Origin of the sequence: uncultured Allofournierella sp. (assembly GCA_944382705.1) — a bacterium.
In the GTDB taxonomy this organism is placed as follows: Bacteria; Bacillota; Clostridia; order Oscillospirales; family Ruminococcaceae; genus Allofournierella.
Genome location: CALWNE010000010.1, coordinates 1 through 23,359 on the forward strand (window position 1 = coordinate 1; position 23,359 = coordinate 23,359).

General features: G+C 55.3%; 21 protein-coding genes and 1 pseudogene. 10 read left to right on the plus strand and 12 right to left on the minus strand.

Going from position 1 to position 23,359, the window contains the following annotated elements; all coding sequences use genetic code 11:
• The 7 genes from ACH2EM_RS01260 to ACH2EM_RS01290 form a co-directional block, all read left to right on the plus strand.
• Positions 1 to 235 (plus strand): hypothetical protein (locus ACH2EM_RS01260; RefSeq protein ID WP_395150227.1); only part of this gene is annotated, 235 nt, incomplete at its 5' end.
• Between the two features lie 20 nt (positions 236 to 255).
• Positions 256 to 720: a YhcH/YjgK/YiaL family protein gene (locus ACH2EM_RS01265; protein ID WP_395150228.1), complete on the plus strand. Its 465-nt coding sequence runs from the start codon at positions 256 to 258 to the stop codon at positions 718 to 720.
• Between the two features lie 301 nt (positions 721 to 1,021).
• Positions 1,022 to 3,064 carry a 1,4-alpha-glucan branching protein GlgB gene (gene glgB, locus ACH2EM_RS01270; protein WP_395150250.1) on the plus strand — a complete coding sequence of 681 codons (2,043 nt, stop codon included), beginning with the start codon at positions 1,022 to 1,024 and terminating at the stop codon, positions 3,062 to 3,064.
• 66 nt (positions 3,065 to 3,130) lie between these two features.
• The gene (locus ACH2EM_RS01275) at positions 3,131 to 4,345 is read left to right on the plus strand and encodes a glucose-1-phosphate adenylyltransferase (RefSeq protein WP_395150229.1); all 1,215 of its coding nucleotides are present in this window, start codon (positions 3,131 to 3,133) and stop codon (positions 4,343 to 4,345) included.
• Complete coding sequence (glgD, locus tag ACH2EM_RS01280) at positions 4,339 to 5,463, plus strand: glucose-1-phosphate adenylyltransferase subunit GlgD (RefSeq protein WP_395150231.1); 1,125 nt, start codon at positions 4,339 to 4,341, stop codon at positions 5,461 to 5,463. Before ACH2EM_RS01275 ends, glgD begins: the two co-directional genes overlap by 7 nt.
• A 91-nt stretch (positions 5,464 to 5,554) precedes the next feature.
• The gene (glgA, locus tag ACH2EM_RS01285) at positions 5,555 to 6,973 is read left to right on the plus strand and encodes a glycogen synthase GlgA (protein ID WP_395150232.1); all 1,419 of its coding nucleotides are present in this window, start codon (positions 5,555 to 5,557) and stop codon (positions 6,971 to 6,973) included.
• 258 nt (positions 6,974 to 7,231) lie between these two features.
• Positions 7,232 to 7,441, plus strand: a complete 210-nt coding sequence (locus ACH2EM_RS01290) for a hypothetical protein (RefSeq protein ID WP_395150233.1) — start codon at positions 7,232 to 7,234, stop codon at positions 7,439 to 7,441.
• Positions 7,442 to 7,657: 216 nt separating this feature from the next.
• Here ACH2EM_RS01290 and udk read toward each other — a convergent pair whose 3' ends face one another.
• The 12 genes from udk to ACH2EM_RS01350 all read right to left on the minus strand — a co-directional run bounded on the left by udk (position 7,658) and on the right by ACH2EM_RS01350 (position 20,583).
• Entirely contained in the window at positions 7,658 to 8,281 is a 624-nt protein-coding gene (udk, locus tag ACH2EM_RS01295) for a uridine kinase (protein ID WP_395150234.1), read from the minus strand.
• 204 nt (positions 8,282 to 8,485) lie between these two features.
• The gene (locus ACH2EM_RS01300) at positions 8,486 to 10,225 is read right to left on the minus strand and encodes an ABC transporter ATP-binding protein (protein WP_395150235.1); all 1,740 of its coding nucleotides are present in this window, start codon (positions 10,223 to 10,225) and stop codon (positions 8,486 to 8,488) included.
• A complete protein-coding gene (locus ACH2EM_RS01305) occupies positions 10,222 to 11,976 on the minus strand; it encodes an ABC transporter ATP-binding protein (RefSeq protein ID WP_395150236.1) in 1,755 nt (584 codons plus the stop codon). Before ACH2EM_RS01305 ends, ACH2EM_RS01300 begins: the two co-directional genes overlap by 4 nt.
• A gap of 140 nt (positions 11,977 to 12,116) precedes the next feature.
• Positions 12,117 to 12,968 (minus strand): NAD(P)/FAD-dependent oxidoreductase, encoded by an 852-nt coding sequence (locus ACH2EM_RS01310; RefSeq protein ID WP_395150237.1) that lies wholly within the window; start codon positions 12,966 to 12,968, stop codon positions 12,117 to 12,119.
• 124 nt (positions 12,969 to 13,092) lie between these two features.
• Positions 13,093 to 13,344, minus strand: coding sequence for a sporulation transcriptional regulator SpoIIID (locus ACH2EM_RS01315; RefSeq protein WP_395150238.1), 252 nt, complete (start codon positions 13,342 to 13,344; stop codon positions 13,093 to 13,095).
• 172 nt (positions 13,345 to 13,516) lie between these two features.
• Entirely contained in the window at positions 13,517 to 15,391 is a 1,875-nt protein-coding gene (locus ACH2EM_RS01320; protein ID WP_395150239.1) for a heavy metal translocating P-type ATPase, read from the minus strand.
• A gap of 66 nt (positions 15,392 to 15,457) precedes the next feature.
• Positions 15,458 to 15,673 carry a cation transporter gene (locus ACH2EM_RS01325; RefSeq protein ID WP_395150241.1) on the minus strand — a complete coding sequence of 72 codons (216 nt, stop codon included), beginning with the start codon at positions 15,671 to 15,673 and terminating at the stop codon, positions 15,458 to 15,460.
• Between the two features lie 67 nt (positions 15,674 to 15,740).
• Entirely contained in the window at positions 15,741 to 16,061 is a 321-nt protein-coding gene (locus ACH2EM_RS01330; protein ID WP_395150251.1) for an ArsR/SmtB family transcription factor, read from the minus strand.
• Positions 16,062 to 16,236: 175 nt separating this feature from the next.
• Positions 16,237 to 18,042, minus strand: a complete 1,806-nt coding sequence (lepA, locus tag ACH2EM_RS01335; protein WP_395150242.1) for a translation elongation factor 4 — start codon at positions 18,040 to 18,042, stop codon at positions 16,237 to 16,239.
• 33 nt (positions 18,043 to 18,075) lie between these two features.
• On the minus strand, positions 18,076 to 18,615 hold the full coding sequence (locus ACH2EM_RS01340; protein WP_395150243.1) for a cysteine hydrolase family protein: 540 nt from the start codon (positions 18,613 to 18,615) through the stop codon (positions 18,076 to 18,078).
• Positions 18,612 to 19,814 carry an alanine racemase gene (gene alr / locus ACH2EM_RS01345; RefSeq protein WP_395150245.1) on the minus strand — a complete coding sequence of 401 codons (1,203 nt, stop codon included), beginning with the start codon at positions 19,812 to 19,814 and terminating at the stop codon, positions 18,612 to 18,614. Before alr ends, ACH2EM_RS01340 begins: the two co-directional genes overlap by 4 nt.
• A gap of 37 nt (positions 19,815 to 19,851) precedes the next feature.
• A complete protein-coding gene (locus ACH2EM_RS01350) occupies positions 19,852 to 20,583 on the minus strand; it encodes a tRNA 2-thiocytidine biosynthesis TtcA family protein (protein ID WP_395150246.1) in 732 nt (243 codons plus the stop codon).
• A 472-nt stretch (positions 20,584 to 21,055) separates the two neighbouring features.
• Between ACH2EM_RS01350 and rplM the strand changes: the two genes are divergently transcribed.
• The 3 genes and pseudogenes from rplM to ACH2EM_RS01365 form a co-directional block, all read left to right on the plus strand.
• Complete coding sequence (rplM, locus tag ACH2EM_RS01355) at positions 21,056 to 21,484, plus strand: 50S ribosomal protein L13 (RefSeq protein ID WP_395150248.1); 429 nt, start codon at positions 21,056 to 21,058, stop codon at positions 21,482 to 21,484.
• A gap of 16 nt (positions 21,485 to 21,500) precedes the next feature.
• Positions 21,501 to 21,899 carry a 30S ribosomal protein S9 gene (gene rpsI, locus ACH2EM_RS01360; RefSeq protein WP_395150249.1) on the plus strand — a complete coding sequence of 133 codons (399 nt, stop codon included), beginning with the start codon at positions 21,501 to 21,503 and terminating at the stop codon, positions 21,897 to 21,899.
• A gap of 214 nt (positions 21,900 to 22,113) precedes the next feature.
• A pseudogene (locus ACH2EM_RS01365) lies at positions 22,114 to 23,359 on the plus strand (hypothetical protein); the annotation flags it as partial.

Consider the following 23,359-nt stretch of genomic DNA (forward strand, 5'->3'; position numbering starts at 1 on the left):
CCAGCTGTCCTCGATTTTCTGTGTTCTTTACCAGCATTTTTATCACCCTACACCATTATACCCCATTTTCTTCCATGATACGAGAAAAAGGCCGCCTTTTGGCGACCTTTTTCGACAGGCTGAACCAGGCAGTTTTTCTGCCTGGTTTTTTGTAAAGCTGGCAAAATTCATCAAAACAAATTGGGCTTGTGCTGCGCTGGGTATGCAGAGGGCACGACTGAATGCAAACGGATAATAACGAAGGGAGCGATTGTTGTGATTTGTGATTCCATGCAAAATCTCATTGCTTATGCAGGGTGTTTTCATGGCTTGGATATTCTGCTGAGCTGGCTTCAGGAAAATCGTTTGGAAGATTTGCCCCTGGGCCGCACGGAAATTGATGGAGACCGTGTGTTCGTTAATGTAATGAATGCACAAACCCGGCCCCAGGAAGGAGCAGAGTACGAGGTGCATAAGCGCTACATGGATTTGCAGCTGGATTTGGAAGGCTGCGAACGCTTTAGCGTTTCGGATTTTGTGCAATACAATGCAAAGGGATTTGATGAGCAGGCAGATATTGGCTTGGGGTCTGGCCGTTCGGTGTGTGAAGGCCAGCTGGGTGAAGGGCGGTTTGCGCTGTTTTTGGCAGGAGAGCCCCATATGCCCACCCTCTGCTGCCAGCAGCCGGAACCGGTAAAAAAGGCAGTGGTAAAAATTTTGTGCAACGAAGCCTGGAAATAAAGCAAAATAGCCTGTGTCCTGCATAAGCAGGGCATAGGCTATTTTGCTTTGCTTTGTGGTAAATTAGCACCTTAACCAGGGAATAAGCAAACCAGACACACCAAATCTTTACACTGTTTATGACGAATGCTAAAATTTTGTAAAAAAATAGTGTACAAAAGATACAAAACGATAAAAAACAAAATTACTTTTTTGGCAGTATATAACATATAAATGCTTGAAAAATCTCCCAAAGATGATATGATAATAGTAAAGGAAAGCGGGGGAGTTGCCCCCGGGGAGGGAGACAGGCGTGAAAAAGATGAATGACTATGCAGAACTGCCGGTTTATCTGTTCAAGCAGGGCAACAATTTTGAGGCATACCGATTTTTTGGTGCCCATCTGGAGCGGGAGCAGGAGCAAGACGGCGTAGTGTTTCGAGTGTGGGCACCCCATGCGAAAGCAGTGAGCGTTGTAGGCGACTTCAACAGCTGGGTGCCTGGCAGCCACCCCATGCAGCAAATTGAAAACACAGGAATCTGGGAGGCCTTTGTGCCAGGCCTGAAGGAATTTGATGTGTATAAATATTGCATTACTTCCCAGGAGGATGAGCTGCTGTTTAAGGCGGATCCCTACGCATTCCATGCAGAGACCCGCCCTTCCAACGGCAGCAAGGTATACCAGCTGGAGGGATACCAATGGGGCGATGAAGCCTGGCAAGCCCAGCAAACTCAGCAGGATTCCATCAACAGCCCCATAAATATTTACGAAATGCACGCAGGCAGCTGGCGGGTGAAGCCGGACGGTGCACCCTACAATTACAGCGAACTGGCCGATGAGCTGATACCCTACCTTAAACAGATGAACTACACCCATGTGGAGCTTCTGCCCCTGACAGAGCATCCCTTTGATGGCAGCTGGGGTTATCAGGTAACGGGCTACTTTGCTGCCACCAGCCGGTTTGGCACGCCCAAAGATTTTATGAATTTTGTGGATAAGTGCCACCAGGCAGGCATTGGCGTTATTATGGACTGGGTGCCCGCTCACTTTCCCAAAGATGATTTTGGCCTGGCCATGTTTGATGGCAAAGCCTGCTACGAAGACCCCAATCCCCGGCGGGGCGAGCATAAGGAATGGGGCACCAAGGTGTTCAACTACGGAATGCCGGAGGTGGAAAGCTTTTTGGTTTCCAGCGCATTGTTCTGGCTGGAGCAGTTCCATGTGGACGGTCTGCGGGTGGATGCGGTAGCCTCTATGCTGTATCTGGACTACAACCGGAAGGACGGCGAGTGGGAACAGAACAGCCGGGGCGGAAAAGAAAACCTGGAAGCAGTGAATTTTTTGCGCAAGCTCAACGGAGTTATTTTGCAGCGCCACCCCCACAAACTTATGATTGCGGAGGAATCCACCGCATGGCCTAAGGTGTCTCATCCGGTGCAGGATGGCGGTTTGGGCTTTAACTTTAAGTGGAACATGGGCTGGATGAACGATATGCTCAGTTACATGAGCACCGACCCCCTGTTCCGGGCCGGCTGCCACAACAAGGTGACCTTCAGCTTTTTCTATGCCTTCAGCGAACACTTTGTGCTGCCCATCAGCCACGATGAGGTGGTACACGGCAAGGGCAGCATGATTAACAAAATGCCCGGAGACTACGACCAGAAGTTTGCGGGGCTGCGCACCTTTTACGGCTACATGATGGCTCATCCCGGCAAAAAGCTGCTGTTTATGGGCCAGGAATTTGCCCAGTTCAGTGAATGGAGCGAAGCCAAAGGGCTGGATTGGATGCTGCTGGAGTACGATGCACACCGCCAGATGCAGGCCTATGTGCACGACCTGAACGCATTTTACCTCCAGCACCCCCAGTTCTGGCAGATTGATTGCAGCTGGGAAGGCTTCCAGTGGGTTGTGCCGGACGATAACCAGCAATCGGTGGTTGCCTTTTTGCGCAGAGACGCAAAAGGGGACATGGTTCTGGTGGTGTGCAACTTCAACCCGGTAGAGCGCACCGATTACCAAATGGGTGTGCCGGTGGCTGGTACATATAAGGAGCTGCTCAACAGCGACGATGTGAAGTACGGCGGTTCCGGCCTGCACAACCGGGCCAAACGCACCCGCAAAAAGCCTCTGCATGGCTTTGAACAAAGCATTTCGGTGTCGCTGCCAGCCATGAGCACGGTGTACTTCAGCGTGCCCCAGCCCAAACCGGCTACGGCAAAGCCTGCTGCTAAAAAGCCTGCGGCAAAAAAGACAACGGCAAAAACCACCGCTAAAAAGACTTCTGCCTCGGCGAAAGACGCCGAAGCAAAACCTGCCAAAAAGCCAGCGGCTAAAAAGACAGCCGCAAAGTCCGCCAAGGGCTGACCAAGGCTTTGGAATATCAGAATATGGCAGCCTGAAGCCAGGGCTGCCTATAAGGGGAGAAAACATATGAAAGAATGTATTGCAATGCTATTGGCTGGCGGTCAGGGCTCGCGCCTGTATGCCTTGACACAGCGTCTGGCAAAACCCGCTGTACCATTTGGCGGAAAGTACCGCATCATCGATTTTCCGCTCTCCAACTGCGTAAACTCCGGCATTGATACCGTCGGTATCCTAACCCAGTACCAACCCCTAGTGCTGAACGAGTACATTGGCAACGGTCAGCCCTGGGATCTGGACCGCCTGTATGGCGGTGTGCATGTGCTGCCGCCCTACCAGACAGCCACCGGTTCCGACTGGTACAAGGGCACTGCCAATGCCATCTACCAGAACATCAATTTTATTGAGCGATATAACCCCGGCTATGTGGTAATCCTGTCCGGCGACCATATTTATAAGATGGATTACAGCAAGATGCTGGATTTCCACAAGGAAAAAGGTGCTGACTGCACCATCGCTGTCATGGAGGTACCCTGGGAAGAAGCCAGCCGGTTTGGCATTATGACCGCCGACCAGGACGGCACCATTACCAAGTTTGAGGAGAAACCCAAAAATCCCCAAAGCAACCTGGCTTCCATGGGTATCTACATCTTTACCTGGGAAAAACTCCGTAAGTTCCTGATTGAGGACGAAGCTAACCCCGCATCGGACAACGATTTTGGCAAAAACATCATTCCCAATATGCTGGCCAGCAAAGAAAAGATGGTAGCCTATCCCTTTGAAGGTTACTGGAAGGATGTGGGCACCATCGACAGCCTGTGGGAGGCAAACATGGATTTACTCAATCCCAAGGTTTCGCTGGATGTATGGAGCGAGGACTGGAAAATCTACTCCCGCAACTCCGGCAAGCCCGGCCAGTTTATTGGTGAGCACGCCTCCATCGATAATTCCATGGTAACCGAAGGCTGCCGTGTGGAAGGCAAGCTGGTGCAGAGCGTGCTGTTCTCCGGCGTTAAGGTAGGCGAAGGCGCTGTGGTAGAGGACTCCATCGTAATGCCCGGCGCCGTCATCGAACCCGGTGCAGTGGTTAAATACTCCATCATTGCAGAGAATGTTGTGGTAAAAAAAGATGCCGTGGTGGGTGAGCGCCCCGAGGATATGGAAGACATTTCCGGCTGGGGAATTGCCGTGGTAGGCGAGGGCGTTACCATTGGCGAAAATGCCAAGGTAGGCCCCAAGGCCATGGTTGTAAAAGATGTGAAGGATGGTGAAGAACAATGGTAAAATCCAACGCCGACGCTCTGGGAATTATCTTTTCTAATGCCCACGATAATCTGGTGCCCGAACTGGTAAATGCTCGCACCATGGCCTCCGTGCCTTTTGCAGCCCGTTACCGCATGATTGACTTTATTCTCTCCGGCATGGTGAACTCTGGCGTAAGCAATGTAACCATGATTGTAAAGCAGAACTACCGTTCGCTGATTGACCATTTGGGCAGCGGCCGTGAGTGGGATTTGAGCCGCAAGCAGGGCGGTTTGAACCTGGTTCCGCCCTATGCAACCAGCAATGTAAAGATGTATCGGGGCCGTGTGGAGGCACTGGCCAGCGTGGTGGACTTTTTGGAGAAGCAGAAGGAAGAATTTGTAATCCTGAGCGATTCCAACATTGCCTTCAACTTCAATTTCAAAAACCTCATTGCAGCCCATGTGCAGAAAAAGGCCGATGTAACGGTCATGTACGAGCGTCGGGATATTCCGCAGGGGCTGAAGGAGGATAACTTCACCTTCAAAATCAACGAGGGCCGTGTAACCGAGCTGCTCACCAACGATTACCGTCCCGGTGTGCAGAACCTTTCCATGAATGTGTACATCATTCAAAGAGAAACCCTCATCACCATGGTGAAGGATGCCACCGTGCGGGGCGTTACCTCCTTTGAGCAGGATATCCTGGGCCGCAATCTGGAACTGCTGAATGTGCAGGGCTACGAGTACACCGGCTACACCGCCCGCATCAGCGACCGGAACAGCTACTTCCAGGAGAATATGCGTCTTTTGGACCCTGCCAATGTGGACGCTTTGTTCCCTGCAACGATGCCTGTTTACACCAAGGTGCACGATAACGCCCCCACCCGCTACGCCATGGACTGCCATGTAAAAAACAGCATGGTAGCAGATGGCTGCCTGATTGAGGGCGAGGTGGAAAACTGCGTGCTGTTCCGTGGTGTAAAGGTTGGCAAGGGTGCCAAGGTAAAAAACTGCGTGCTGATGCAGAACACCGTTGTAGAAGCAGGCGCACAGGTGGAGTATGTGGTAACGGATAAAAATGTAAAGATTACCGCAGACAAAACCCTCACAGGCACCGAGACCTTCCCTGTGTTTGTGGCAAAAAACCATACCGTTTGATTGTAAGAGGATTTTCAAAATCCTGTTTTACTCTCCCCAGGGCGGGAGCCCTGGGGGGCTCCCGCTTTCTGTGATGGAAAGGAGAATTTTTATGAATGTATTGTTTTGTGCAAGCGAGGCCAATCCCTTTGCTGCCTCTGGCGGCCTGGGCGATGTGGCCGGCAGCCTTCCGAAAGCACTTGTAAAAAATGGTGTGGATTGCCGGGTGGTTATGCCTTTGTACGGCGATTTGCGTTTTCGGGATGAGCTTACCTACATAACAAACTTTAGTGTTCCCGTGGGCTGGCGCAGCCAGTATTGCGGCCTGTTTAGCTGCGAGCGGGACGGTGTCACCTTTTATTTTTTGGATAACGAGTATTACTTTAAACGCAGCGGACTGTATGGCTTTTACGACGATGGCGAGCGGTTTGCGTTCTTTAGCCGGGCTATTTTGGAAATGCTGTTCTACACCGACTTTGTGCCGGATGCAATCAACGCCAACGACTGGCAAACCGCCCTGGTGCCGGTTTACCTGAACCTGTACTACCGCCATCTGGATAAGTTCAGCAAAATCAAAACGGTATTTACCATCCATAACATCCAGTACCAGGGCAAGTACGGCCTGGATATCTTGCAGGATACCTGCGGCATTGGCTACCAGGATGCCCACCTGGTGGAATACGATGGATGCGCCAACTTTATGAAGGGGGCAATCGAAACTGCCGACAAGGTAAGCACTGTTAGCCCCAGCTATGCAAACGAAATTCTGGACCCCTGGTTCAGCCACGGTCTGGATGGACTGCTGCGGCAGAAACAGTACAAGCTGTGCGGCATTCTGAACGGCATTGATGTGGATTCCTATAACCCCGAAACCGACCCCAACATTGCGGAAAATTATAATGCAGACACGGTGGCCGAGGGCAAGGCTGTCTGCAAACAGGCTCTTCAGGAAGAATTTGGTCTGGAGCAGGACGGCAGCCCGGTTATGGCTATGGTAACCCGGCTGGTGGGTCACAAAGGGCTGGATTTGGTGCGCAGTGTGGCCGAGGGCCTTCTGGATGAAGGGATTCAGCTGGTGGTGCTGGGCAATGGTGAGCATGGCTACGAGGCCTTCTTCTCGGAGCTGGCCACCCGCCATCCTGGCCGTGTAGGCGTGTACATTGGCTTTGTGCCCCCGCTGGCCCGCCGTATCTATGCAGGTGCGGATCTGTTTTTGATGCCCTCCAAGTCCGAGCCCTGCGGCTTGTCCCAGATGGTGGCCTGCCGGTATGGCGCCGTTCCCATTGTGCGCGAAACCGGCGGCCTGCGGGACTCTATTCAGGATTCCGGCAATGGTGAGGGCAACGGCTTTACCTTTGCTCAGTACAATGCGCACGATTTGTACCAGGCTTGCTGGCGCGCCAAAGAGGGATACTGGCACAAGGAAGGCTGGCAGGTGCTGGTACGCCGTGCCATGGAATCTGATTTCAGCTGGGATGCTTCTGCCCAGCGGTATATGGAGATGTACCAGCAGACCATGAATCTTTGGTAAGGATTCATGGCTTGGGCTAAAAAGTCCGAAGCAGTGCCTTTGTTGCTTGTAGCACCAAGGCAACATTACCAATAGAATTTGATACTGCAATCTGAATGGCCAGAGGGCCGTGGGCTTCTGGCAGAGAGGGAACGCCCTGTTTGCAGCAAGACAAAGATGGAAAGCAGGGCATACCACTGGGGTGTGCCCTGCTTTTTAAGCGGTACTGCATACCGCAGTATCGCTGGGTTCAATGCAGTGAAAGGAGATGCGTAGTTTATGTTGTTCTTAATGCCGGCACAATCTGGACGAGTAAAACGGGAAATCGAAATTGATGTAAACAGCTACGGAATGGTTCACCATACTGCCGAGGCACGCCAGGCAGATAGGGCAATGCGTCAGGCAGAAAAAGCCTACCGCCAGTCGCTGGGGATTTACAAACCCACCCTTTGGGAGCGGATGACCGGTTCCTACAAAAAGGGAGCATAAGAGCGGTTCCTTCGGCCTATTCCATGGCAGCTGTCATGAAATAGGCGTGAATCCTATTTCGGCAGGCAGCCCCCCGCCACCCGGCGATATGCAGAGAGGCGGGGGGCTTGCTGTTCGGTACCATTGATAAAAAAACCAGGCTTTTGCCCTCCTGTGCAAACAGGGGCGAAAGCCTGGTTTTTTGTGTTCTATCAAAAAAGACTGCTGGGCAGAAGGTCAATCCCGGTGCCCGTTCAGGTGGTTGTCCAGCCGGTGGAAAAGCATATCCAGTGCAACGGTATTTTTGCCGCCTTCCGGAATAATCAAATCTGCCCGGCGTTTGCTGGGCTCCACAAACTGCTCATGCATGGGCTTTACCGTGGTGAGATACTGGGATACCACGCTCTCCAGGGTGCGGCCCCGCTTTTTGACATCCCGCACAATGCGCCGCAGGATGCGAACATCTGCATCGGTATCCACAAAAACCTTGATGTCCATCAAATCGCAGAGTTCCTGGCTGGCAAAAATCAAAATGCCCTCCACCAAAATCACAGGAGCAGGCCGAATTTCCAGCAAATCCTCCGACCGGTTATGCTGAGAGAAATCGTACACAGGGCAGTAGATGGTTTTGCCCTGCTTCAATGCGGCCAGATGCTGCACCATTAACTCGGTGTCAAAGGCATCCGGATGGTCGTAGTTGGTCAGGCACCGCTGCTCGTAGGTGAGGTGATCCTGCCGCTTGTAGTAGTTGTCATGGCTGATAACGCTGATGCGGTCCCCAAATCGTTCCTTCAATCGACGGGTTAGTGTGGTTTTGCCGCTGCCGGTGCCGCCCGCTACGCCTAACACCATAATATCCATGGAAAAGTGCCTCCTTGCCATGTACCTGGAGCAACTGCTCCGGGCACAAACCCTGTGTATCTGTTTTTGGTCTATTATAGCACAGGAGCTAAAATTCCTGCAACAAAAACCCAAATTGCTGCAATCTTGCCAGCCCATCAAAAAACAGCCTGGCTTGCTTTTAAGCAAACCAGGCTGAAAAACGCCCCGTCAAGGCGGAAAAAACTATTCCTGCCCTGCAAACTGGCTGTTGTAAAGGGTGGCATAAAAGCCGTTTTGGGCAAGCAGTTCCTGGTGGGTGCCCTGTTCCACAATATGGCCGGATTTCATAACCAGAATTACATCCGCCGATTGAATGGTAGAAAGCCGGTGGGCCACCACAAAGCTGGTGCGGCCCTCCATCAGCTGCTCAAAGGCAGCCTGCACCAGCATTTCGGTACGGGTGTCAATGTTGCTGGTGGCCTCGTCCAAAATCAGCATCTGGGGCCGGCACAGCATAATGCGGGCAATGCAGAGCAGCTGTTTTTGCCCGGCGGAAAGATTGCCGCCACCCGGGGCAATCATGGTATCGTAGCCTTGAGGCAGCTGCTGGATAAACCCATGGGCATGGGCTGCCTTTGCGGCCTGCTGAATTTCTTCCAGAGTGGCATCCGGCTTGCCGTAGGCAATGTTATCCCGCACGGTGGCGTGTTTGAGCCAGGTTTCCTGCAGCACCATACCGTACAGGCTGCGCAGATCGCTGCGGCGCATCTCCCGAATGGGAACACCATCCACCTTGATGACACCGCTGTTTACATCGTAAAAACGCATCAGCAGATTGATGAGGGTGGTTTTGCCACAGCCGGTGGGGCCTACCAGGGCAACCCGCTGGCCGGGTTTTACTTGCAGGCTAAATTGCTGAATCAGGGGCCGTTCCGGCTGATAGGAGAAGGACACATTGGCCAGTTCCACCTGACCGGTGCAGTGCTCCACCTGAAGGGGCTGGTCCGGGTCCGGTGTTTCTGGTTCCAGGTCAATCAGCCACAGCAGCCGCTGGGCGCTGGCCAGCGCACTTTGCAGCTGGGTGAGTACCCCTGTTACCTCGTTGAATGGTTTGGTGTACTGGTTGGCGTAGGTCAAAAAGGAGGCCAGGGTGCCCACGCTCAGGTGCCCGCTGAGAGCGGCCAGGCCCCCAAACACACCCACACAGGCATAAACAATGTTGTTTACAAAGCGGGTGCCGGGGTTGGCCACCGAGGAGTAAAACACCGCCCACAGGCTGGAAAATCGCAGGCTTTCGTTGAGAGTGTCGAACTGTTCCAGGCAGGCTTGCTGGCTGCCAAAGGCCTTAATCAGGTCCTGGCCGCCCACCATCTCGTTCACATAGCCGGACAGTGCCCCCTGGGCCGCAGCCTGACGGCGGAATAAATCTCTGGTACGGCGGGCAACAAACCGGGCAAACAGGATGGAAAGGGGGGTAACCAGAACCACCACCAGGGCAATCCAGGCGTTCAGCCGGAACATGATGACCAGAACGCCCAGAATGGTGGCTGCGCCGGGCAGAAGCTGGGTCAGGCCCTGCAAAAGGCCCTCGGCCACTGCATCTGCATCGTTGACCAGCCGGCTTACAAAATCGCCGTGGGCGGACTGGTCAATCACCGAAAGGGGAACCCGGCCCAGCTGGTCAAAGGCTTGCTGGCGCATGGACTGGGCTGTTTTGGTGCTGACGGTGCGCACCGTCATGTTCATAAACCACTGGAACAGGCTGGAAAGCAGAATGCACCCTGCCATCTGCCAAAGCAGGGGAATAAGGCGTTCAAACTGTACCTGGCCTGCCCCCACCAGGCAGTCAATGGCCTGGCCAATGAGCACCGGCAGAATGAGCGTGAACAATACCTGAAGCACAGCGGCCGCAATGCCTAGAACCAGGCTGGTTTTGTGGGGCTTCATATAAGCGGCAATGCGCCGTATAATCTGGTTTTTCATGGGGTTACCTCCTGGGCCTGATTTGCAGCCGTTTGCTGGGGGCTGACCAGCTTTTGAGAAATGCAAATCTCCTGGTATACCGGGCAGCTTTGCAGCAGCTGCTCGTGGGTGCCCTGGCCCACAATGCGGCCTCCGTCCAGCACCAGAATCAAGTCTGCATGGCGGATGGTGGAAGCTCGCTGGCTAATCAGCACAACAGTGGCCCCCTGGGTGCCGGTACGCAGGCTTTGGCGCAGTGCGGCATCGGTGGCGTAGTCCAAGGCACTGGAGGAGTCGTCCAGAATCAGCAGTTCCGGCTGCTTGGCCAGGGCACGGGCAATGGTAAGCCGCTGCCGCTGACCGCCGGAAAAGTTTTTGCCGCCCTCCTCCACGGGAGTATCCAGCCCCTGGGCGGTTTGCTCCACAAATTCTTTGCCCTGGGCCAGCTCCAGTGCCCGCCAGAGCTGTTGGTCGGTGGCGTTGGGTGCGCCTAGTTTCAGGTTGGAACGGATGGTACCGGAAAACAGGTTCACCGCTTGGGGTACATAGCCGATGCAGGCCCGTAAATCTTGCAGCCGGTAGCGGCGTACATCCTGCCCATTGAACAAAATTTCGCCGCTGGTTACATCGTAAAAACGCAGCAGCAGCTTAGCCAGTGTGGTTTTGCCGCAGCCGGTACCGCCGATAATGCCCACAGTTTGTCCCTTTTGAATGGAAAAATTCAGGCCGGACAGGGCAGGGCGGCCCTGGTTGTAGGCAAATTCCACCTGCCGGAACTGCACCAGTTCCTGGCTTTGCCGGGCCTTGGCTCCATCGCCGTCCTGAATGGAAGGCTGGGTGTTCAGCAGCTGGCTGATGCGCTTGCCGCTGGCAATGGCACGGGTAAATTGCACAATAAGGTTGGCCAGCACAATGAGAGCCAGCAGGGTTTGGGTCATGTAGTTTACCAGTGCAAATACATCGCCGCTGAGCAGTACCCCCTGCTGGGTAGCCTGTGCGCCAAACCACAAAAGGCCCAGAATGCCCAGGTTGGCAATGAGATAGGTGAGGGGATTCAGTGCCCCGGAGAACCGGCCCACATGGATGGTAAGCTGGCTGTGCTCCTGGCTGGCCTGGGCAAAATCCTGCCGCTCACTTTCCTGACGGGAAAAGGCACGGATGACACGGGCGCCTTCCAGTGTTTCGCCAGCCAGTGCACCCAGAGTGTCCTGCTTTTGCTGGATGCGGGCATAGTCCGGCAGGGTGCGCTTCATAATCCAGTAAAGAACCGCCACAATCAGGGGAGTGGTGACCAAAAAGATGCAGGCCACCTGGGCGTTGATGCGGAAGGCCATTACCAGAGAGCCTACCACCAGAAAGGGGGCACGGGTGGCCAGACGCACAAACAGGTTAAGGCCGTTCTGGGCCTGGGTCACATCGTTGGTGATACGGGTAATCAGGCTGCCAGTGCCAATGGAGTCCGTTTCCTGGGGGGAAAGGGTGAGAATATGCTCAAATACATTCCGCCGCAGAGAGGCGCCAAATCCGAAGGCGGCCACGCTGGCAAAATACTGGCACACCAGCCCGGCGGCAATGCCCAGAACCGCCAGCAGCACCAGCAGGCCGCCCTGCCGCAGCACATAGGCACGGTCGCCGGTTTTAATGCCGATGTCGATGATGTTGGCCATCAAAAGGGGAACCATCAGTTCCAGAATGGCTTCAAACAGCTTGAATAAGGGTCCCAGTACCAGATGGTGATAGTGCCCCTTGCAGTGATTTAACAGTAATTTCAATATGCTTCACTCCCTTTGTGTTTTGCAGAAGGATTGCCCGCACTGGCCCCTGGCCGGTACAAACAGGCAAAAGGCTGGGCGGCTGCCCCTTATTCAAGGGTGCAGCGCCCAGCCATCCCATACAGGTGGATGCTTTTGAATCAGCTGTCCTGGCGATCCAGCCAGTCGGCAGCACTCAGGCCGGCAATCAGCCCTTCGCCCACCGCCTTGGAAACCTGGAGCGGTGCGCCGGTTACATCACCCGCAGCAAACACGCCGGGCAGATTGGTGGCCATGGAACGGTCCACCACCACCGAGCCGTTGTCCAGTGCAAGACCGGGGAGCAGGGTATCCGGCGCAATGGCACTGCGCAGAATGAACACGCCTTCAAAGGCTTCCTGCCCATTGCCGATTTGCGCCCAGGAGACGGTTTGCTCGCCGCCCACAGCCTTAACGCTGCCGGGCACAAAACGCACCTCGTCCTTCAGCCCTTCCGGGGCCTTGGCAGCCACCAAAGTAACCTGGCAGCCGATGGAGGCCAGGAAGTTGGCTTCGTGACCGGCCTCCGGCGCAAGCCCCCATACCAGAATTTTTTTGCCCCGGTACAGCATACCGTCGCAGGTGGCGCAGTAGGAAACACCCCTGCCCAGGAACTCTGCCTCGCCGGGAATGGGCTTTGCTCTGGCAATGCCGCAGGCCAAAATAATCGAACGGCTTTCCAGAATATCGCCGTTAAAGTTAATCATAAAGCTGTTGCCCATGGGCAGAATGTTGGCCGCCCGGCCCTCTTTGGGTACAATATCCAGGGCTTTTGCATGAGCAGCAAAAATATCCAGCATCTCCTGGCCGGTTACGCCGGGTAGGCCCAGGTAGTTGTCCACCCGTTCGGCCTTGCACAAAAAGCCAGGGGCAGCACCCAGCACAGCTACGGTTTTGCCCCGCTGGTGCAGGTTGATGGCGGCAGAAAGCCCGGCGGGGCCGCTGCCAATCACGGCACAATCAATTCGTTCCATGGTGTTTCATCCTCTTTTCTGCCAAAGCTGGCGAGTAAAATTCTACAGGTATTATAATATAACACCCGCCAAAAAGCCACAGAAAATGGCGGATAATCCCCCAGCCTTGGCAAAAAAAGATGATTCAGGGCCTGTGACGGTACTTTTTGCGGGTAGCTGCTCCACCCCGCAGGTGGCGCTCCGCTTTGTTCACCTCCAGCACAGCGTGAGCCTGCTGGTATAAAGCCAGGTTCAAATGACGCAAGCGGCAGGTGATATCCTTATGTACCGTACTTTTGGAGATTCCAAAAGCCTGTGCGGCGGTACGCACGGTGGCCCCGGTGGAAATAATGTATTCGCCAAGCAGCACGGCCCGCTCCTCTGGATTTCCTTTCATAGGGATGCACTCCTTTATACGCTGTTTGTATAAAGGTATGAACGGACAAAGCTGGTCATGCAGAAAGTTAGCAAAAGAACACAAAAGCCTCTGCCGATTGGAACCGGCAGAGGCTTTTTGGTTGCGTTGTTTCAAAGCTGGGGATATCGCTGCATGGCGGTGGCCTTGGCAATCAGCTGCGTGTGTTTTGGTGCACATACAGCATCCGGGTGGCGTTGAGCACGGCCAGCACCATAACGCCCACATCCGCAAACACAGCCCACCACATATTGGCGATGCCCAATGCACCAAACAGCAAAAACAAGAACTTGATGCTCAGTGCAAACACAATGTTCTGGGTTACAATGCGGCGGCACTTGCGGGCGATGGAAAGGGCCAGAGGAATTTTGGCCGGGTCATCGTCCATCAGCACGATATCTGCAGCTTCGATGGCTGCATCCGAGCCCATGCCGCCCATGGCAATGCCAACATCCGCCCGGCTCAGCACAGGGGCATCGTTGATGCCATCGCCCACAAAAGCAAGGGTGGTGTTTTTGGGCTTTTGGGCCAGCAATTTTTCCACCCAGGTTACCTTGTCGGCAGGCAAAAGCTGCGCTTCCACCTGGTCCAGGCCCAAGGCTTGCGCCACTTCACCGGCAGCGGCGGCATTGTCGCCGGTAAGCATGACCGTGCGGATGCCCTGCTGCTTCAGGCTTTGGATGGCCTGGGCCGAGGTGGCTTTAAGGGCATCGCTGATGGCAATGGAGCCTGCAAACTGGCCGTTTATGGATACATACACCACCGTGCCTGCCTGATGCAGGGGCTGGTAGGAGATCCCCAGATGTTCCATCAGCCGGGCACTGCCCACAGCCACCTGCTGGCCATTCACCAAAGCAGTTACGCCATGGCCTGCCTGCTCCTGTACCTGCGTGACGGCATTGGGGTCCACCGGCTCACCATAGGCAGTTTGCAGACTTTTTGCAATGGGATGGCTGGAAAAACATTCCGCAGCGGCGGCGGCAGCCAACAGCTGCTGCTGGGTAAAGGGCTGGGCGGGGTGCAGGCTGCTAACCTGGAACACCCCCTGGGTGAGGGTGCCGGTTTTATCAAACACAATGGTGCGGGTTTGGGCCAAAGCTTCCAGATAGTTGCCGCCCTTGACCAGAATACCGCAGCGGGAAGCGCCGCCAATGCAGCCAAAGAAGGTGAGGGGAATACTGATAACCAGTGCACAAGGGCAGCTGATGACCAAAAAGGTGAGAGCACGCCCCACCCAAACGCCCCAGTTTCCGGTAATCAGCGACGGTACGAGGGCCAGCAGCAGGGCGGCGATGCAAACGGCGGGGGTGTAGTACCGGGCAAATTTGGTAATAAAGTTTTCGGCCTTTGCCTTTTTCAGGCTGGAGTTCTCCACCAAATCCAAAATACGGGCTACGGTGGACTGGGCAAAGGGGCGAGTAACCTGAATGTGCAGCAGGCCGTCGGTGCTGATGGAGCCGGAAATAACCTCATCTCCCGGCGCTACACTGCGGGGCAGGCTTTCGCCGGTGAGGGCACTGGTGTTTAGCTGTCCGCTGCCGGTCAGCACCAGGCCATCCAGGGGGATTTTTTCTCCCGGCTGCACCACGATGGTATCGCCTACGGCCACCAAATCCGGGTCAACCTGGGCAAGCTTGCCCTCCGAGTCCAGGATGTTGGCATAATCCGGCCGAATATCCATTAGGGCAGCGATGTTGCGGCGGCTTTTGCCCACTGCATAGCTCTGGAACAACTCGCCAACTTGATAAAACAGCATTACAGCGGCGGCTTCACCGTATTCCTTCATACACAGGGCACCCACGGTGGCCACTGCCATCAAAAAATTTTCATCAAAAATTTCGCCATTCACAATGCCAAGTGCTGCCTTACGCAGTACATCCCAGCCAATGGTGAAGTAGGGAACCAGATACAGCAGCAGCTGTACCGGCCAGGGCAGAAGAGGCAGCAGTGCATCCACCACTCCCACCGTCACAAGTAGGCCTAAAGTGCAGAGGATGCGCCGCAGCATCCGTTTTTGTTTTTTGGTCATGCAATCAACCTCGCAATTCTTACAAACCTTTCAAACGCTGCCTGGGGCAGACTGTTCGGACCGGGGTTAGCAGTCAATCTCAAAATCAGGTTCGATTTTTCGGGCAGTCTTGCGAATTTCCTTTACAAGACCTTCCATAAGGGCTTCTTCTGCCTCCAGCACCAGCTTTTGGGCCATAAAGCTAATGGAAGCATTGGTTACACCCGGCAGCTTATTGATGGCGGTTTCAATTTTTGCAGCACAGTTGGCACAGTCCACTTCGATGTTGAATTTTTTAATCATAACAAACAACTCCTTTTAGCAGCAACAAAATAAAAGTTTAAGGAAAGCAATGACAAGTTAAGGCTGGTTATTCCTCCACATGCTCCGCCCCCATCGAAAGGATGGAACGCACATGGTCATCGTCCAGAGAATAGAAGATGGTTTTGCCCTGACGGCGGAATTTTACAAGCTTGAACTGTTTTAGGATGCGCAGCTGGTGGCTCACCGCAGACTGGGAAACATTCAGCACCTGGGCTAAATCACCCACGCACAGCTCCCGGTCCAGCAGGGCATACAGCACCTTGATGCGGGTGGAGTCGCCAAATACCTTGAATAGTTCCGCCAGGTCGTACAGAAATTCCTCGCTGGGCAGTTCTTCCTGCACCTGCTGCACCACATCGCAGTGGATGCAGCAATCCTTATCAGCGGGGTAACTGGGGGCATGGGACAAGATGTTAAACCTCCTTTTACATGAACAAATGTTCATGTGTTTGTATTGTTATTATAATCCTGCACAGGCAGCCTGTCAAGAGATAAAACAAAAAGCCCCAAACCATCGGGTTTGGGGCATAGGGTAAAAATAATTATTCCTCGTCCAGCTTGAGAACGGCGGTGAAGGCCTCGCTGGGGAGTTCTACGCTGCCCAGCTGACGCATCTTCTTTTTGCCTTCCTTCTGCTTTTCCAGCAGCTTTTTCTTACGAGAGATGTCACCGCCGTAGCACTTGGCCAGCACATCCTTGCGCAGGGCCTTAATGGTTTCACGGGCGATGACCTTGCCGCCGATGGCAGCCTGAATGGGAATTTCAAACATCTGACGGGGGATGTTTTCCTTCAGGCGCTCCGCCAGGCGGCGGCCCTTGGAGTATGCCTTGTCCACATGAACAATCATGGAAAGGGCGTCCACCATGTCGCCGTTCAGCAGCATATCCAGCTTAACCAGTTTGGACTCCTTAAAGCCTTTCATCTCGTAGTCGTAGCTGGCGTAGCCACGGCTGCGGCTCTTGATGGCATCAAAGAAGTCATACACGATTTCGCCCAGAGGCAGCTCATAGTGTAGGTCCACACGGCTCTCGTCCAGATACTTCATGTCAATCATCACGCCCCGGCGGTTCTGGCACAAATCCATCAGGCTGCCCACATACTCGGTGGGAGTGTAGATGTGGGCGTCCACCACAGGCTCTTCCTGCTTGGCAATCTGGCCCGGGTCGGGGTAATCCGACGGGTTTTCAATCACCTTTACCTCGCCGCTGGTGAGGGTGATGCGGTATTCTACGCTGGGGGCCGTGGTAATCAGATCCAAATCAAACTCCCGCTCCAGACGCTGGGTGATAATGTCCAGATGGAGCAGACCCAAAAAGCCGCAGCGGAAACCAAAGCCCAAGGCCACACTGGTTTCCGGCTGGTAGCTCAGGGAAGCGTCGTTCAGCTGAAGCTTTTCCAGTGCGTCCTTCAGGTCGGGGTACTGGGAGCCGTCCACAGGGTAGATGCCGCAGAACACCATGGGGGTAACCTTACGGTAGCCGGGCAGCGGTTCGGGGGTGGGGTTATTTACCAGGGTAACGGTGTCGCCCACACGGGTATCCTGCACATTCTTGATGCTGGCGGTCAGATAACCTACCTCGCCAGCCTGCAGCTGCTTGCAGGGAATGGAGCTGGTGGCACCCATGCGGCCCACCTCAACCAGGGTGAATTCTGCGCCGGTGGCCATCATGCGAACGGTATCGCCGGGCTTTACGGTGCCTTCAAACACACGAATGTATACGATAACGCCCTTGTAGCTGTCGTACACGCTATCAAAAATCAGGGCCTTCAGGGGAGCATTTTCGTCGCCGGAAGGTGCAGGGATATCCCGAATTACCTGTTCCAGAGTATCCTCAATGCCGATGCCCATCTTGGCGGAAACACGGGGAGCGTCCATGCAGGGCAGACCGATGACATCCTCCACTTCCTGGGCTACCCGGTCCGGCTCTGCACTGGGCAGGTCGATTTTGTTCAGGATGGGCACCAGCTCCAGGTCATGCTCCAGAGCCATGTAAGTGTTGGCCAGCGTTTGGGCTTCCACGCCCTGACTGGAGTCCACCACCAGAATAGCGCCTTCGCAGGCGGCAAGGCTGCGGCTTACCTCGTAGCCGAAGTCCACATGGCCGGGGGTATCAATCAGGTTAAACTCATACTCCTTGCCGTCCTTTGCGGTGTAGTTTAAGGTTACAGCACGGGCCTTGATGGTAATGCCCCGTTCACGCTCCAGGTCCATGTTGTCCAGCAGCTGCTCCTCCATCTGGCGCTGATCCACGCTGTGGGTCTTTTCCAGAATACGGTCGGCCAGGGTGCTTTTGCCGTGGTCGATGTGGGCAATGATGCAAAAATTACGGATATTGTCTCTTGCCAAAATAGAACCTCCTCTTGGCTTTGTAGTGATGTATTACAGAATTTTGTAGCCCATGCCTGCCAGCAAATCCAGGGCACGCTGGTGGTCCTGGGGGGTGGGCGCGGCGCACAGGCTGCTCACAATGGAAATTTCGCTGTTTAAAAAGAAGGAGTGCAGCAGGATGGCATTGCTTACCACGCAGATGTTGGTAACAACACCACACAGCTGAATCTCACCCGGTTCGCCGCCGCACAAATCCTGTACGGCCTGGGGCAAACCGGCACTGCCGAAGGTGGGCTTGTCCACAAAAGCTACCCCGTCCACAGGGGCAGTTTCGTACCGATGCAGGCTGCCTTCCAGCTGCCAGCCCTCGCTGCCTTGCAGGCAGTGGGGGACCGGCAGATACCGGCCCTCCCTGCTTTCCAGATAGTCCGGCTGGTGGGTATCACGGGTGAACAGCACCTTCCAGCCCTGTGCCAAAGCAGTTTCTACCCGCTGGGCAATGCCGGTTTCCAAAGCCTGGGCGGCTTCAAAGCCCAGGGCTCCGCTTACAAAGTCCTTTTGGTAATCCACAACAATCAGGATGTTGTTCATTCCAGAATGCCTGCCTTTCCTTCGTTTTGCTTTAAGAAATCCGAAATAGCGGTGCGGCGGCCATCCTTCAGGTAAACACGGGGCACCCGCAGGGCCAGACCGCACATAATTTCGTAGGGGATGGTACCGGCTTTTTGGGCTACATCATTAAGGCTGTCTGCCCCAGGGCCGCCAAATACAATGGCCTCATCCCCAGCCTTGGCCTCGGGAATCTGGCTCACATCCACCATCAGCTGATCCATGCACACCCGCCCCAGCACAGGGGCACTCTGGCCGTGAACCGAGCAAACCCCCTGATTGGAAAGCATCCGGGGGTAGCCGTCTGCATAGCCTACGCAGAGGGTAGCCACTCGCAGGGGCTGCTGGGCGGTAAAGTGCAGCCCATAGCTCAAAGCCTGGCCGGGCTCCAGCTCCTTTACCTGGCTGATGACTGTTTTAACGGTAAGCACCGGACGCAAGCCGTCCAGATGCACCTGGTCACTGGGGTCGCAGCCGTAAAGAGCAATACCGGGGCGCACCAAGTCCATGGCCCATTCCGGATGCTCAATAAAGGCGGCTGTGTTGCAGCAGTGCAGCAATGCCGGGCGCAGGCCCTGGCGGTTCAGCTCCTGAACCACTGCAACAAATAAATCATGCTGGGCTTGGGTGTAGGCCACATCCTGGGGGGTGTGGCTGTCGGCCACGGCAAAATGCTGGAATAGCCCCTGGATGGAAAGGCCGGGCAGCTGCCAGCACTGGGAAAGTGCCTGTACGCAGCTGTTTACCTGGCCCATTTCACGGGCTAAAAAGCCCAAACGCCCCATGCCGGTGTCTACCTTCAGGTGGCAGAAAACTACCTGCCCGGCGGCTTGAGCCTGCTTAGAGAGCTGCTGGGCATATTCCGGACTGAATACTGTTTGGGTCAGGTTGTTTGCCGCAAGCTGAGCAGCAAATGCCGGGTCGGTATGGCCCAAAATTAGGATATTGCCTGCAATGCCGTTGGCCCGCAGATGCAAAGCCTCGGCCAGGCAGCTTACCGCAAACCACTGGGCACCGGCCTGTTCCAGTGCTCGGCACACCCGCAAATCACCATGGCCATAGGCGCCCGCCTTGACCACTGCACACACTTTTGCTGTGCCTGCGTGTTGGCACAGCCGGTGGAAATTGTGGGTGAGTGCATCCAGGTTGACCTCAGCCCAGCAATGTTTTTCAAAATCCAACCAAAACACCTCTTTGTGGGTTTCTTTTGCCTGAACATCAGCCCTTCATGGTCTGGGGCATCCAGCCGTCCAGGTCGGCAGTTTGCATGGCACCCAGCATCTTTTGCCGGAATGCCTTGTCTTTACGGCTCATTTCCGCCACATACTGCTTCATTTCCTGGCGGCGGGTGGCTCCATCCGCAGGACAGGTGCTTTTTACAATGGGCAGGTTGCTGCTGCTTACCGCCTTGCGCACCTGGCTTTCGGTGGCCAGAATCATGGGCCGAATCATAGTAAGGTCCTTGCGGGACAGGTAGGTAACAGGGGAAAAGCAGCCCAGACGGCCCTCGCCCCACAGATTCATGTAAAAGGTTTCGATGGCATCGTCCAGATGGTGCCCCAAAGCAATTTTATTGCAGCCCAGTTCCTTTGCAGTGTTGTGCAAAAGGCCCCGGCGCATTTTGGCACAGAGAGCACAGGGGTTTGGTTCCTGCCGAATGTTGAACACGATTTCGCCAATCTGGCTCAGTCGGATTTCATAGGGAACATCCAACTGGGCAAACAGCTGTCGTAGGGGTTCGTAATTGGTGGTTTTGCCCTCAAATTGAGGGTCCAGGCTTACTGCCACCAGCTCAAAGGGAATGCCCAGGTACCGGCGCAGATGGGCCAGGCCCACCGTAAGGGCCACACTGTCCTTGCCGCCGGATACACCTACGCAAACTTTATCGCCAGGTTGAATCATTCCATAATCTTGAATTGCTTTGCGCATCAGGCCTTCCAACCGCTGCATTGCACTCCACCGCCTTTGAGATTGATAAAAAAATAAGAAACTGCTGCAAGCAGCAGCGGGGTATAGGCAGCAAACGGTACAATACAATCGCCACCGCTTGCCACTATATAATGTAATATAAAATTTATATATTCCTAAAAATTAGGAGCAATTTCTTGCGCAGCCGGCCCAAATTAGCCAGACTGGGCAAGAAATTATACTGCGGCTATTATACCATAGGAGCCAACAAGTTGCACAAACTTTTTACGAAAAAATTTTATACACAAATAGAGTTTTAGAAAACGAGAGAAAATGAGAGTATGAGAGAGAAAACAAGAGTTTGAACAGAGCCAATAAAAATAATCGAAAAAAGTGCTTGACGCATTCCGTAAAGTGAGATATAATCTGTCTTGCGTCAAAGTGCGCTTTAATGGAACATAATTCCCGCGCCCACCGGCGCTGCAATGTAAAATGAATTCAGGAGGAAATCGATATGAGCACTACTCTCGCAAAACCCGCCCAGATCGAGCGCAAGTGGTATGTAATCGACGCCGCAGGCAAGCCCCTGGGCCGTGTTGCTGCCCAGGCTGCCGTTCTGCTGCGTGGCAAGAACAAGGTTACCTTTACCCCCAATGTTGATTGCGGCGACCATGTTATCGTAATCAACTGCGATCAGGCTGTACTGACCGGCAAGAAGCTGGAGAAGAAGTACTACCGCACCCACTCTGGCTGGATCGGCGGCCTGAAGGAGATTCAGTACAAGACTCTGATGGCTGAAAACTCCGATAAGGCTATGTATGTAGCCATCAAGGGCATGGTTCCTTCCAACACCCTGGGTGCTAAGGCTATGACCCGTCTGCGTTGCTACAAGGGCGCTCAGCATGAGCATGCTGCACAGAAGCCCGAAGCTTACGAATTTTAATAGGAGGCAATAGAGTATGTACGAGACTAAACCTTACTTCTACGGCACCGGTCGTCGTAAGAATTCCGTTGCCCGTGTTCGTGTATACAACGGCACCGGTAAGATCACCATCAATGGCCGTGACATCGAAGAGTACTTTGGCCTGGAGACCCTGAAGCTGATCGTTCGTCAGCCCATGGCAGTTGCCGAGGTTGAGGGCAAGTTTGACCTGGTTGTTCGCGTAGGCGGCGGCGGTGTTTCTGGTCAGGCTGGCGCTATCCGCCACGGCCTGGCTCGCGCTCTGCTGCAGTACGACGAGAACCTGCGTCCTGCTCTGAAGAAGGCTGGCTTCCTGACCCGCGATCCTCGTATGAAGGAGCGCAAGAAGTACGGTCTGAAGGCTGCCCGTCGGGCTCCCCAGTTCAGCAAGCGCTGATTTCAGTACCCTTTGCTTCAAAAGCCCCGGAACCGTTTGGTTCCGGGGCTTTTTTTGCTGCAAGACCGGGAAAAGACGCACGGGCGGTGTTGCGAACGATAAATAAAGACAATCGCGAGTTTTTGTCTTTTTGTGGCATTGTGTTTCGCTGCCGCTTTCGGTATAATCGGAGTAGAATACACGCCCCCCGGGGGCAAAAGGAGGACCGCACCCCATGGACCTTTTGGAACAGTGCCGCCTGTGGCATGAGGCGGAGGAACACGAAAAGATCGTTCAGGCGCTGGAAGCGCTGCCCGAAGAGCAGCGCACCGCCGCCACCGATATGGAACTGGCCCGGGCCTACAACAACCTGGCCCAGCTCGACGAACCGGAAGGCCGGGAGATGTTGCTGCGGGCGCTGGAGCTGATGGCCCGCCACGAGTCCGACTGCCCCGACCCCTACAGCTGGAACTTCCGCATGGGCTACGCCTGCTATTACTTGGACCGGGAGGCCGCGGCCCTTTCGTATCTGGAGCGGGCGCTGGAGCTGCACCCCGGAGATTCGCCCCAGCGCAACAGCCGGGAAGAGATCCGCCAGCTCATCGACGACTGCCGCCGCCGGCTCACCCTGCCCCGGTTCCAGCGGCCCTTCCGCCGCCGTGCCGTTGAGGCGTGGGCGGAGTTTGGCCGGCGGGAAGCGCAGGTGCGCAGCCTGCTGGACGAGGGAGAGCAAAGCAAAGCGGAGAAACTGGCGGAGGGCGCGCTGAACCTCGCTTTTGCCCGGCCGGAGTTTGCCCTGCGCCGGGGCGAAGGATATGAACTGGTCTTTTTCCCCGGCGGCGACCGGGCGCGCCTGCTCCAGCTGGCGCAGTTCGTCCGCCAGGCGCCCGCCCCGCTGGCACAGCACTGGAAGGTGAGTGTGGACCTTGCCTCCATGGAGGATGTGCCCGGCGCGCCGGAACAGGGCGAAACGGACGACCCGGCGGCCAGCCTGGAAAACTGCTACGTCACCTACCATCTGGAACCCAACGAGGACCCGGACGCCGACTGGCGGCTGGACACCATCGCCGGCTCCACCCGCTGCCCGGCGCTGGTGCGCCAGTACCTGGCGGGGGAGAGCGGCGCGGTGGACCTGCTCCACGACGACGGCGCGGCGGCAGGCTTTATCTGCTGGCCGCTGGACGGGTCTGCCCCCGAGGAGCGGGGCGCGCAGGCCTTTGCCCTGCGCGGTCAGCTGGAAGAGGCGCTTGCCGCCGCCGCGGGCCCGGACAAGGTGACCCTGCTGGGCGGCGCCATGGGCCTTTTCTGCGGCTATCTGGACCTCATCGCCTGGGACCTGCCCGCTGTGCTGGACGCGGCGGCGGCCTTCTTCGCCGCCTCGGGCCTCGACTGGGGGTCCTTCCCCTCCTTCCGGCGGGACGTGGGCACCGTGCGCCTGTGGAACGCCGAGGACGAAAAGGAACCCGAGGTGCACCCCGAGA

Bases quoted from the DNA above. Each gene is read 5' to 3' on its own strand.
- glgB (WP_395150250.1), top strand. From the start codon at position 1,022: ATGAATGACTATGCAGAACTGCCGGTTTATCTGTTCAAGCAGGGCAAC.
- ACH2EM_RS01275 (WP_395150229.1), top strand. From the start codon at position 3,131: ATGAAAGAATGTATTGCAATGCTATTGGCTGGCGGTCAGGGCTCGCGC.
- glgD (WP_395150231.1), top strand. From the start codon at position 4,339: ATGGTAAAATCCAACGCCGACGCTCTGGGAATTATCTTTTCTAATGCC.
- glgA (WP_395150232.1), top strand. From the start codon at position 5,555: ATGAATGTATTGTTTTGTGCAAGCGAGGCCAATCCCTTTGCTGCCTCT.
- ACH2EM_RS01290 (WP_395150233.1), top strand. From the start codon at position 7,232: ATGTTGTTCTTAATGCCGGCACAATCTGGACGAGTAAAACGGGAAATC.
- udk (WP_395150234.1), bottom strand. From the start codon at position 8,281: ATGGATATTATGGTGTTAGGCGTAGCGGGCGGCACCGGCAGCGGCAAA.
- ACH2EM_RS01300 (WP_395150235.1), bottom strand. From the start codon at position 10,225: ATGAAAAACCAGATTATACGGCGCATTGCCGCTTATATGAAGCCCCAC.
- ACH2EM_RS01310 (WP_395150237.1), bottom strand. From the start codon at position 12,968: ATGGAACGAATTGATTGTGCCGTGATTGGCAGCGGCCCCGCCGGGCTT.
- ACH2EM_RS01315 (WP_395150238.1), bottom strand. From the start codon at position 13,344: ATGAAAGGAAATCCAGAGGAGCGGGCCGTGCTGCTTGGCGAATACATT.
- ACH2EM_RS01320 (WP_395150239.1), bottom strand. From the start codon at position 15,391: ATGACCAAAAAACAAAAACGGATGCTGCGGCGCATCCTCTGCACTTTA.
- ACH2EM_RS01325 (WP_395150241.1), bottom strand. From the start codon at position 15,673: ATGATTAAAAAATTCAACATCGAAGTGGACTGTGCCAACTGTGCTGCA.
- ACH2EM_RS01340 (WP_395150243.1), bottom strand. From the start codon at position 18,615: ATGAACAACATCCTGATTGTTGTGGATTACCAAAAGGACTTTGTAAGC.
- ACH2EM_RS01350 (WP_395150246.1), bottom strand. From the start codon at position 20,583: ATGCAGCGGTTGGAAGGCCTGATGCGCAAAGCAATTCAAGATTATGGA.
- rplM (WP_395150248.1), top strand. From the start codon at position 21,056: ATGAGCACTACTCTCGCAAAACCCGCCCAGATCGAGCGCAAGTGGTAT.
- rpsI (WP_395150249.1), top strand. From the start codon at position 21,501: ATGTACGAGACTAAACCTTACTTCTACGGCACCGGTCGTCGTAAGAAT.